This window comes from Helicobacter sp. L8 (assembly GCF_003660355.1).
GTDB lineage: Bacteria > Campylobacterota > Campylobacteria > Campylobacterales > Helicobacteraceae > Helicobacter > Helicobacter labacensis.
In genome coordinates, this window is record NZ_QXQR01000014.1 from 26010 (window position 1) to 35811 (window position 9802).

A 9802-nucleotide genomic window follows, 5' to 3' on the forward strand; every position below is an offset into this window, starting at 1 on the left:
CTAAATTTTTCCAAATTTTGTTAACATTTTTAAACGGCTGGATAATATTATTTATTCTTTGTTTATCTTACGGAGTAGTGGCGGAGAGAAAGGGATTCGAACCCTTGAAGGCTTGCACCTTACACGCGTTCCAGGCGTGCTCCTTCAACCACTCGGACATCTCTCCAAAGTGTTCATGCTAGCACGATCTAGCTTAAGCGCGTGTAAGCCACTCCATGAAGATCACCCCATCTAGGCGCATTTGTAGGGCTTGCGTGATTTCTTCTTGCGCGCTAATGGGCATAAGGATTTTAGAATCCAAGAGATAGTCATTGGCTACGCTTTGAAAATCTTGGGCGTGCGCGGGGGCGATGATGTAAGTGGGCGCAAAATTGATCATCAAGGCAAGATCGTAGGTGTTAGACACGACTACCGCGTATTTAACCCGTTGTGTGTAACAATGGTAAGCTAGATCACAAGCGTTTTCTAAGTGGGCGTAGAAATACACGATGATGTCGTTAGTGCTTTGGGCGATCTGGGTGATCTCGCTTATGGATTTAAACATGGGGCATGGGATTTTAGGGTGTCCAAAGATGAGCATCAATCTCCCTTTTGTAAACAATGTTGGCTACAGAACACGCGCCCCTGAAAAAAGATCGCCTCTTTGCTAGAAATGTAAGTTTTGCAATGCGCGCATTCTAGCAAGTTTTCTACAGAGGAGGTAGGGGGGGATTTGGGTTTAGCGCGTTTGAATAAAACCCACACTACCCAGCCGACGATAAGCAATAAGATCAAGACACGCATGCGCTCTCCTTTTGGCGGTAAAAATACACCCTTTTGCCATAAACAAAACATTCACTCGGCAAACAGGCGATCTCTTCTTTTAGCAAACTTCCCTTGTAAAACAAGAAATACCCCCCCACTTTTAAGAAAGGCGCGCTAAGTTTGAGGAGTTCTTGCGCGCCCATCAGTGCCCTAGAGGTGATGAGTTCTACGGACATAGGAGGTAACTCTTGTAATCGCGCACGCTTGAGGATTACATTGTCTAGTCCTAATAGCGCTTTGGCATGGTGTAAAAAGGCGATTTTTTTGGCATTAGGCTCTACAAGAATAAAACGCGCATGGGGACAAGCGATGGCTAAAGGGATACCCGGAAATCCCGCCCCGCTCCCAATATCTAAACAAGTTTTAAAAGATTGGATAAACTCCAACACCCGCACGCTATCTACAATCTGGGCTTGGATTTGGGCTAGATTCTTTACCCCGCTTAGGGCATGGATTTGATTCCACTCTAACAACAGCGCGCCAAAGTGATCCAATAGGGTTTGTGTTCTCACAAGATCAGCATCGCATCGCCATAGGAATAAAAGCGGTAATTATGGGTGATGGCGATCCCATAGAGTTCTAAACACTTTTGTAAACCCACCATAGAAGCCACCAACATAATAAGAGTGGATCCGGGCAAATGGAAGTTTGTCAGCAAGGCATGCACATGGGTAACCGGGTTGCCCGGGTGCAAGAAGAGATCACAGGGTTTAAGGGCATTACCACGCTTGTAATGCTCCACCCCTCTGAGGGCTGTCGTGCCCACACATAGAATATAAGACGCGCGATCTAGGGCATGCTGTGTGTCTTTAGGGATAAACAACGCCTCAGCGTGCATGGGATGTTCCCTGATGTCGGCACACTCGACCCCTACAAAAGTGCCCGCCCCTACATGCAGGGTTAAAAAAGCGTGGGCAAAATGGGTTAAAAGGTGCGCTTTGGCATGCTCTGAGAAATGCAGTGAGGCGGTGGGTGCAGCAATAGCTCCGGGATGTTTGGCAAAGACACTTTGATAGGTTTGCGCATCTGTAGGGGTGTCTGGGCGTTTGAGATAGGGGGGGATGGGCATATGTCCTAGCAATTCGAGCATAGCTAGCACCCCCTCCCAGTTTAGGGGGTTTTGTTGGTGGTAAAAGCGCACTTGGCGCAAACTAGCAGGGGGGCTTAGCACTTCACAAGAATACTCCTGTCCTAGATGAATAAGACTCCCCTGAGAGATACGCCCCCTAATTTGGGCGTTGAAGTGGTGGAGATTGTGGGGATTGTGGATCAATAATTCTATCTTGCCCCCGCTTGCCTTGTGTCCATAGAGGCGCGCTTTGATGACTTTAGTGTCATTGAGCACGATAAGCGCGTTTTTAGGAAAGAAATCAAAGACATGGGCAAAATGGCTATGGGTGATGCGCCCGCTAGTGCGCTCATAGACTAAGAGTTTAGCCCGCTCTGGGGGTAGCAGAGGAGTGGAGGCAATGTATTCAGGAGGTAGGTCATAATGATAGCTGGAGAGCAAAAACTCTTTGGGGATTTCAGGCATTGGAGTCTTTGGGGGCAGGGTTAACCCATTTGGCAATGAGAATGGAGAGCCCATACAGACCAATTAGGGGCAAAGCCATACAGACCTGACTCATCACATCCGGAGGGGTGATGATGGCGGCGATGATAAAGATAATCACGATGGCGTATTTGAAATAACCCTTGAGCGTGGCATCTGTGATCAAGCCCACTTTAGCCAGAAAAAAAGCCAAGACGGGTAATTCAAACGCCACCCCAAAGCCTAAAATCAGCCGTGTGAAAAAACTCACATAGCTAGAAGCTGAAATATTGGCTTCAAATACCGCGCTCCCAAAATTAGCCAAGTAGTGGATCACAAAGGGAAAAACCACATAGTAAGCAAAGCACGCGCCTATAGCAAACATGATTGTAGCAAAAAAGACAAAGGGTAAGACTATCTTTTTTTCATGCTTGTAAAGACCCGGGGCAATAAACAGCCAAAATTGCCAAAAGATCACAGGCATAGCCACCACCAAGGAGGCTAAAAAACTCACCTTGATAGCCACCATGATCCCCTCTATGGGCGAAATTTGGATCAATTTGCCTGCATAAGAAGCCCTAATCCATGCAAAAATACGATCCCATAGGCTAAAGCACAGGATAAACGCGCCCACCAGCACAGCGATACAGATGATGAGGCGTTTACGCAACTCTTCAAGATGGGGTTTTAGATCTTCAAACATCGCGTCTATCTGGGAACGGGGGTTTATCTAGGCACACTTTGGGGCGGGGGGCTTCATCGGCTTGCACCTCATCAGAGAGCGCGTCTAGGGGGTTAGCATGCGCGATGCTACTTTTCAAGTCGTCTTGGACTTGTTGGAGCTCTTTTATTTCTTTGTTAAAAGTGTCTTCTAGCTTGTGTCCTTCTGCATCGAAGAGCTTTTTATACTCTAAACTCTCTTGTTTGAGGCTTTCTACATGCAATTCCTGATTCAAGGTTTCCTTAGCGTCATGGAGGGTTTTTTTCAGTGCCCTGAAAAAGCGCGCTAAATCCACCATCGCTTGGGGGAATTTCTCTGGTCCTAAAAAGATAATAGCAACAACTAAAATCACTACAATTTCAAAAAAACCTATTCCAAACATGCGCGCATTATAACTCATTAGTCTTAATATTTTCATAAGTTAATTTTTACTATAATGGGCGTGTTTTCTCTTTTTTGTGGTTTACCACAATCCAAGTCAGACAGGATCGCTATGGAAAAATCCGATAAAACCCCCAAAAATCCTCCCAAAGTGAGTTTTCAAGAAGAGTTGGAGCACATCTTCAAAACAGGCGAACAGAGCATTTCTTATGAACGGCTCTTGGATGTGTTTCAAAAAATCCCCACCTCTTCTCAGGTGAAAAAGATCAAAGAGCTTGCGATCAAATACAACAAGTCTTTCGTGCATTCTTCAGAGTGTGCCCTAAGCTCACTCTCTATGGATCGCAAAACCCCCCGTAAGAAATCTAAAACCCTTGAAGAGGATACGGAGGAAAACCTAGACTTCATCAAGGAAAAGGATTTCACCGAGTGGTCTAGAAGCGATAGCCCCGTGCGCATGTATTTGCGCGAGATGGGCGAAATTCCTCTACTTAGCAAGGAAGAAGAAGTCGAATTGAGCAAACAGATCAAATTGGGCGAGAACATTATCTTGGATGCGATTTGTTCTGTGCCCTATTTGATTGACTTCATCCACAATTATAAAGACGCGCTCATTAATCGCGAAAGACGCGTTAAAGAGTTATTTAGGAATTTTGATGACGATGAAAGCAACACCAAGAAGGAAGAGGAAAGCGAACTAGACGAGGAAGATGAAGGCACCATTGAGGTTAAAAAGAATCTCTCTGAAAAAGATCACAAACGCGTGCAGAAAGTGATCGAAAGTTTCAAAGCCTTGAATAAGGCTAAAAAAGAGTGGCTTAAAGCTCTCAACACCCCCGTTCAAGAGGACGAGCTCTTGCACGCTTTGAGCTTGGCTTACAAGCGCCGGGTGCTTAAAGAAAAACTCTACGATTTGGGTCCGACAAGCAAGCTCATTGGAGAATTGGTCAAGGCGATGGAAACTTCGCTTAAAAGTGGCGATGGGTTTGAAAAGGAGTTAAAACGCCTAGAGTATAAACTCTCCTTGTTCAATGAAGCCTTGATTGAAAACCACAAGAATATCTTAAAAAACATCACCAACATGAGCAAGGAGGAGATCGCTAGCATGGTGCCTGAGGCGACCATGATCGCTAGCTATATGGAAATTAAAAAACTCTTCCAAACCAAAGAGGCGAGTGAGGATGGCTTTGATCTAGAGCCTAGCAAACTCAAGGAGATCTTGGAGCAAATCAAGCGGGGTAAACTCATTTCTGATAAAGCCAAGAACAAAATGGCGCGTTCTAACCTGCGCTTGGTGGTGAGTATCGCCAAACGCTACACCTCGCGTGGGTTGCCCTTTTTGGATTTAATTCAGGAGGGTAATATTGGCTTGATGAAGGCGGTGGATAAGTTCGAACATGAAAAAAATTACCGCTTTTCTACCTACGCCACTTGGTGGATCAAACAGGCAATCAGCCGTGCGATCGCCGATCAAGCCCGCACGATTCGCATTCCCATCCACATGATCGACACCATCAACCGCATTAACAAGGTGATGCGCAAATACATGCAAGAAAATGGCAAGGAGCCGGATTTAGACTTGGTGGCTAAAGAAGTGGGCTTGCCCCTAGAGAAGGTGAAAAATGTCATCAAGATCACCAAAGAGCCCATTAGTCTAGAATCCCCTGTGGGCAATGATGATGATGGCAAATTTGGGGACTTCGTGGAAAATGAAAAGGTGGTGGGGTCTATGGATCACATCATGCGCGAAGACTTAAAAGCCCAGATTGATGGGGTGCTCGATCAGCTCAACGAACGCGAAAAATCCGTGATTCGCATGCGTTTTGGTTTGCTTGAAGATGAGAGCGATCGCACCTTAGAAGAAATTGGCAAGGAGCTCAATGTAACAAGAGAGCGCGTACGCCAAATTGAGAGTAGTGCGATCAAAAAATTGCGTAGCCCCCAATATGGGCGTTTGCTTAGAAGCTATTTGCGCATATGAAAGCCCCTAAAAGCCTCTTATTCTTGTGTTTAGGCAATATCTGCCGTTCTATGTTGGCTAGGGGGATCGCCCAAAATGTGGTAGAAAATAAGGGTTTGGATTTACGCGTAGATGGGGCTGGCATTTCTGCTTTCCATCAGGGCGAGTCTGCCCACCCCCCCATTATCCAGCTCGCCCAACAACATGGGCTTGACATTTCCCATTTTAGAAGTAAGCCCATCACCCAAGCCCTAGCTAATCGCTTTGAGTGGATCGTAGCGATGGATAAGAGCAATATAGAATCCCTAAAAGATTTGGGGATCACCCACCCCCATGTGTGTAAATTGGGCGATTTTGGCTTGGGAGGGGCGGATATTCCAGACCCCTACACCTTTACGCGCGTGCAGGACTTAGAAAGAGTGTATGCCATGGTTGAACAGGGCGTGGGGGAGCTATTGGCGACCTATGGCACTTAAGGGCTTTTTACTCAGTCTAGCCGTGATTCTCAACGCACAAGAGAGTCTTTTAGACCTCAAACTCCCCCAAGAAGCTAACTACTATCTCCCCAAACACGCTTTCCCTATCCCAGATAAAGACAAACTCAAAAACGCGTATTTAGCCCAATGGTATGCCCCATGGACGGGTATGGAAGTGATGCGCGACACCCAAGAAGTCTTTTGGATGCAAGACCTCTTTAAAGCGCGTGGGTTTGATGCAATAGGTCAGCCCAATGATCCCAAAGCCCTAAAAGCGCTTTGGGAGAGTATGGACACCCCGCACTACCCCAGCCACGCACTCAAAGCCCTAGTGGTTCAAGACGCTGATGTGCGCGCCGTGCCCACAGACAAACCCTACTACAATAAAGTGGGATCTCCCTTTGATCGCTGGCAGAATTCAATGATCTTTGCGGGCACGCCCGTGCTCATCACCCATTACAATACGGACAAGACTTATGCGCATATCCAAAGCAGTTTTGTCTATGGCTGGATCAAGGTGGAGAAACTCGCTTTAATTAAACCCGCTACGATTCAAACCCTCATGAATAGCCCCCATTACATCACCCCTCTTCAAGATAAAATCCCCTTGTATAACCGCGCACACCAAGTTGTCGCGCTCACCCATATGGGCGAGATTTTGCCCTTAGTCAACTCCAGACAGGTATACACTTACGCCAAAGATTCACAGGGTTTTGCCAAACTCATCTCTACGCCCTTTAACCCGCGCCACTTCACCCCTTTTCCGCGTCCCTTGAGCGCGCGCGTGATGGCTGCCGTAATCGACACCATGCTAGGTCAGCCCTATGGTTGGGGCGGGACGGATCAAAATCGCGATTGTTCCGCCTTTACACGCGATAGCTTTGCTAGCTTTGGGATTTTGCTCCCACGCAATTCCCTAGCCCAAGTGCGTTACGCCAATAATATGGTGGATTTGAGCGCGATGGACGCTTTGCAAAAAGAAGCCTATATCATCAAACATGCCACCCCTTTTGCTACCATTCTTTGGCTCAAAGGGCATATCATGCTCTACTTGGGCACGCACGCACGCAAGGCTATTGTGGCGCACAACATTTGGGCGATCTCTGTGGAGAAAGCTGGAGACACGCACACCTATAACATCGGCAAAGCCGTGATCACTACCTTAGAATTAGGCAAGGAAAACAAGGACGCGTCTTCTAAGACGCGTTTGCTCATCGATCGGATAGAGGCGATGTCTGATCTCTATGATTACAGCTTAAAGTTGGCGGCGCATTGATTATGCTACAATCCGCCTTTTTAACCCAAATAAAGGAAATGTATGAAGCGGGATTTTGATGTGATCATCATTGGGGGCGGGGTTTCTGGTTGCGCCCTGCTTTGGACCTTGAGTCAATACACAGACTTGAAAAAAATTGCCCTTGTAGAGAGAGAGAGCAAAGTTGCTAGAGTGAGCTCTAATGCTAAAGCCAATTCTCAAACTATCCACGATGGGGCGATTGAAACCAATTACACCGCCAAGAAGGCTAGAAAAGTCAAACTAGCGGCCGAGAAAATCCGCCGTTACGCCTTTAACAAAAACCTCCAAAATAAAGCCATTTTTGAAATGCAGAAAATGGCAATTGGGGTGGGAGATAAAGAATGCGCCTTCATCGCTAAAAGACATGAAGAATTTAAAGAAATCTACCCGGGGCTTACTTTCTTTGACAAAGCTAAGGTTAAGGAGATCGAGCCTATGGTGATCGCCGAACAACACGGTCTAGATCGCCCCGAAAATGTGGTGGGAAGTGGGTTTGAAAAATACTGGTGTGGCATGAACTTCGAGCTATTGAGCGAAAATTTTGTGCAAGAGGCGATGTTGTGCAATCCAGAAAACCAGACTTTTTTCCGTTTCAAGGTCGATAGAATCGAGCGTTGTATAGACGAATGGGCGGTGATCTCCACGGAGGGCGATGAGATTTATGGCAAATTCGTGCTAGTGGACGCGGGGTCTTACTCCTTGCCTCTAGCCCAATCCATGGGTTATGGTTTGGATTTGGGTTGTTTGCCCGTGGCCGGGAGTTTTTACTTTGTGCCTAGCGAATTGTTGCGCGGTAAGGTTTACACCGTGCAAAACCCCAAATTGCCCTTTGCAGCCTTGCATGGCGACCCAGATGTGTGGATTAAGGGCAAAACCCGCCTAGGTCCCACAGCCCTAGCCATGCCTAAGCTAGAGCGCCATAAAACCTCTTGCTTGAAGGGCATTAGCTGGGAATTATTCAAAATGGACTTCAACATGGATGTAATGGGAATCGTCTTTGATCTCTTTACAGAGAGAGACATTAGAAATTATGTCTTTAAAAACATTGTCTTTGAAATCCCTTATGTGGGTAAGCGCAAATTCTTGCACGATGCGCGCAAAATCATTCCCTCCTTATCGCTTAGCGACTTACAATACGCCTCCGGATTTGGGGAAGTGCGCCCCCAAGTGTTGGATCGCTCCAAGAAAAAGCTCATCTTAGGTGAGCGCAAAATCATCACCCATCAGGGCATCACCTTTAACATGACTCCCTCTCCGGGCGCAACTAGCTGTTTAGAAAACGCCTTGACAGACGCTAAGGAAATCACGCAATACCTAGGTGCACATTTAGATGTGGAACGCTTCTATGAGGAACTCTCACCTGAGGAGCTGAACACAACGGTATAAGGGGTCGCAAGGGACGCTTGTTTAAGTAATTTTTGACCTTGATCCATCTGCTCCATATGGGGGTTTTGGAACCTATCTAGTCGCGTTACCGCACTTTAAAGAGTGCCCATGCCCTAGTTCCTCTAAGGGGCGTTGTGGCGTTGTGTGCGCGAGCGATCGATTTCTCCCCAGCCCATTATTTATTAGTGTTGAGATCAGAAGGCAGGCTAATGTGATAGCCCACCACCACGCTATTAGCCACCAAACGGCGATAAAAGGCATCTAAATTGTCTGTAACTTCTTTGAGCGCGTCGTTAAGTTGCAAATCTATGGCGCGCTTGGCTGTCTAGTATGCTCTCATTCGTGGGTGTGTCGCCCCCACGCCCTGATCCCATCGTCCACAAAGCACACAGATAACCTCAAAGCGCGCAATCTATCCGCCTCGCAATCTTGCCCATTGATGTATTCAATGCTATCTACAATGCCTACTACCCCATCAATGGCGCGGTTAGAATAGGTCTTAGCAAAGCCAAACTCCCCCTCCCCCATTACCTTAGCATAGAGGGCAATTAAAAACGCGCTTAAGGGGGCGTTCTTCTTTTTTTGTGAAACTATTTTCTAAACTTTTATTCAAAGCTTTTTCGCTAGAGATTTTTTTGATTCCATTGGTTGAACCTAGCAACTACTCCCGTCTCTTTTTCATAATATCTTTATTGAAAATAGGGATTAGACTCTGCCTTAGCTCCACCCTAAGACTTTTTATATCTGTAGTCCCCTCCGTCTTATATTCAAAGGATTTTGGATCATCTGGGGGCATTCCCCCCTCAATCTCTCTAATGAGGGCTTTAGTGGCGTTGTCAAAGTCTTGCCTGCTGGCTAGAGCGCGCAAGTGGGTTTTAAACTCGCTGACACTATGGGACTTGTGCAGCGCGCTTTTCAAGTGATAGCGCAAGGCTGCTCCGCTCACCTTATCGTTTAACATCTTAGCAAAGGGGATATAGGGCAGAGTGCGCACTAGAGTGTCAAAGAGAACTTTAGTGATCTGGTATTGTGTAGCCCCCTGCACAGAAGTCGCAATAGAGCTACTCATCTTGCCCCCCGTGGTGGGTTTGAGGGCTTGGGCTAGACTAGCGTCTTGGTTGAAAAGCCTGTTGAAGTCTTGGGCAATCTCTATGAAGTCCTTTGCCCCTTGAGATTGAAAAGTCCCCTGCTTGAGCGCGTCTAATCTCTTAAAAAAGGCTTGGCTATCAAAGACGCTTAAATCTTG

12 protein-coding genes, 1 tRNA gene and 1 pseudogene are annotated in these 9802 nt (G+C 46.7%); 4 read left to right on the top strand and 10 right to left on the bottom strand.

Annotation, left to right across the window (positions count from 1 at the left end; translation table 11 throughout):
• Window positions 1–78 precede the first annotated feature (78 nt).
• From EAO37_RS06960 to tatB, 7 genes are all read right to left on the bottom strand, one after another.
• Window positions 79–166 (bottom strand) — tRNA-Ser (locus EAO37_RS06960).
• 27 nt (window positions 167–193) lie between these two features.
• Complete coding sequence (locus EAO37_RS06965) at window positions 194–580, bottom strand: hypothetical protein (RefSeq protein ID WP_120952700.1); 387 nt, start codon at window positions 578–580, stop codon at window positions 194–196.
• Window positions 580–783 carry a PP0621 family protein gene (locus EAO37_RS06970; protein WP_120952703.1) on the bottom strand — a complete coding sequence of 68 codons (204 nt, stop codon included), beginning with the start codon at window positions 781–783 and terminating at the stop codon, window positions 580–582. The genes EAO37_RS06965 and EAO37_RS06970 overlap by 1 nt, the downstream gene beginning before the upstream one ends.
• Window positions 771–1316 (bottom strand): 16S rRNA (guanine(527)-N(7))-methyltransferase RsmG, encoded by a 546-nt coding sequence (gene rsmG / locus EAO37_RS06975; RefSeq protein WP_120952706.1) that lies wholly within the window; start codon window positions 1314–1316, stop codon window positions 771–773. The genes EAO37_RS06970 and rsmG overlap by 13 nt, the downstream gene beginning before the upstream one ends.
• On the bottom strand, window positions 1313–2338 hold the full coding sequence (queA, locus tag EAO37_RS06980) for a tRNA preQ1(34) S-adenosylmethionine ribosyltransferase-isomerase QueA (protein ID WP_120952709.1): 1026 nt from the start codon (window positions 2336–2338) through the stop codon (window positions 1313–1315). Before queA ends, rsmG begins: the two co-directional genes overlap by 4 nt.
• A complete protein-coding gene (gene tatC, locus EAO37_RS06985) occupies window positions 2331–3038 on the bottom strand; it encodes a twin-arginine translocase subunit TatC (protein ID WP_120952712.1) in 708 nt (235 codons plus the stop codon). Before tatC ends, queA begins: the two co-directional genes overlap by 8 nt.
• The gene (gene tatB / locus EAO37_RS06990; protein ID WP_120952723.1) at window positions 3031–3438 is read right to left on the bottom strand and encodes a Sec-independent protein translocase protein TatB; all 408 of its coding nucleotides are present in this window, start codon (window positions 3436–3438) and stop codon (window positions 3031–3033) included. The genes tatC and tatB overlap by 8 nt, the downstream gene beginning before the upstream one ends.
• Before the next feature lie 111 nt (window positions 3439–3549).
• On the opposite strand from tatB, the gene rpoD reads away from it, so the two are divergent.
• Genes rpoD through EAO37_RS07010 form a run of 4 tightly spaced genes read left to right on the top strand, consistent with a single transcriptional unit; the run spans window position 3550 to window position 8556 of the window.
• The gene (rpoD, locus tag EAO37_RS06995; RefSeq protein ID WP_120945936.1) at window positions 3550–5418 is read left to right on the top strand and encodes an RNA polymerase sigma factor RpoD; all 1869 of its coding nucleotides are present in this window, start codon (window positions 3550–3552) and stop codon (window positions 5416–5418) included.
• The gene (locus EAO37_RS07000; protein ID WP_120952715.1) at window positions 5415–5873 is read left to right on the top strand and encodes a low molecular weight protein-tyrosine-phosphatase; all 459 of its coding nucleotides are present in this window, start codon (window positions 5415–5417) and stop codon (window positions 5871–5873) included. Before rpoD ends, EAO37_RS07000 begins: the two co-directional genes overlap by 4 nt.
• The gene (locus EAO37_RS07005; RefSeq protein WP_120952718.1) at window positions 5863–7149 is read left to right on the top strand and encodes an SH3 domain-containing C40 family peptidase; all 1287 of its coding nucleotides are present in this window, start codon (window positions 5863–5865) and stop codon (window positions 7147–7149) included. Before EAO37_RS07000 ends, EAO37_RS07005 begins: the two co-directional genes overlap by 11 nt.
• A 42-nt stretch (window positions 7150–7191) precedes the next feature.
• Window positions 7192–8556: an FAD-dependent oxidoreductase gene (locus EAO37_RS07010; protein ID WP_120945933.1), complete on the top strand. Its 1365-nt coding sequence runs from the start codon at window positions 7192–7194 to the stop codon at window positions 8554–8556.
• 175 nt (window positions 8557–8731) lie between these two features.
• Here EAO37_RS07010 and EAO37_RS09830 read toward each other — a convergent pair whose 3' ends face one another.
• The 3 genes and pseudogenes from EAO37_RS09830 to EAO37_RS07020 all read right to left on the bottom strand — a co-directional run.
• The gene (locus EAO37_RS09830; RefSeq protein ID WP_276206411.1) at window positions 8732–8860 is read right to left on the bottom strand and encodes a hypothetical protein; all 129 of its coding nucleotides are present in this window, start codon (window positions 8858–8860) and stop codon (window positions 8732–8734) included.
• A gap of 32 nt (window positions 8861–8892) precedes the next feature.
• Window positions 8893–9084, bottom strand: a complete 192-nt coding sequence (locus tag EAO37_RS07015; protein WP_120945932.1) for a hypothetical protein — start codon at window positions 9082–9084, stop codon at window positions 8893–8895.
• Between the two features lie 133 nt (window positions 9085–9217).
• A pseudogene (locus tag EAO37_RS07020) lies at window positions 9218–9802 on the bottom strand (hypothetical protein); the annotation flags it as partial.

What these genes read in the sequence shown, in the direction of transcription:
- EAO37_RS07005 (WP_120952718.1), top strand. Translation starts at nt 5,863, where the DNA reads ATGGCACTTAAGGGCTTTTTACTCAGTCTAGCCGTGATTCTCAACGCA.
- EAO37_RS07010 (WP_120945933.1), top strand. Translation starts at nt 7,192, where the DNA reads ATGAAGCGGGATTTTGATGTGATCATCATTGGGGGCGGGGTTTCTGGT.
- EAO37_RS07015 (WP_120945932.1), bottom strand. Translation starts at nt 9,084, where the DNA reads ATGGGGGAGGGGGAGTTTGGCTTTGCTAAGACCTATTCTAACCGCGCC.
- tatB (WP_120952723.1), bottom strand. Translation starts at nt 3,438, where the DNA reads ATGTTTGGAATAGGTTTTTTTGAAATTGTAGTGATTTTAGTTGTTGCT.
- EAO37_RS07000 (WP_120952715.1), top strand. Translation starts at nt 5,415, where the DNA reads ATGAAAGCCCCTAAAAGCCTCTTATTCTTGTGTTTAGGCAATATCTGC.
- EAO37_RS06970 (WP_120952703.1), bottom strand. Translation starts at nt 783, where the DNA reads ATGCGTGTCTTGATCTTATTGCTTATCGTCGGCTGGGTAGTGTGGGTT.
- tatC (WP_120952712.1), bottom strand. Translation starts at nt 3,038, where the DNA reads ATGTTTGAAGATCTAAAACCCCATCTTGAAGAGTTGCGTAAACGCCTC.
- rpoD (WP_120945936.1), top strand. Translation starts at nt 3,550, where the DNA reads ATGGAAAAATCCGATAAAACCCCCAAAAATCCTCCCAAAGTGAGTTTT.
- queA (WP_120952709.1), bottom strand. Translation starts at nt 2,338, where the DNA reads ATGCCTGAAATCCCCAAAGAGTTTTTGCTCTCCAGCTATCATTATGAC.
- EAO37_RS06965 (WP_120952700.1), bottom strand. Translation starts at nt 580, where the DNA reads ATGCTCATCTTTGGACACCCTAAAATCCCATGCCCCATGTTTAAATCC.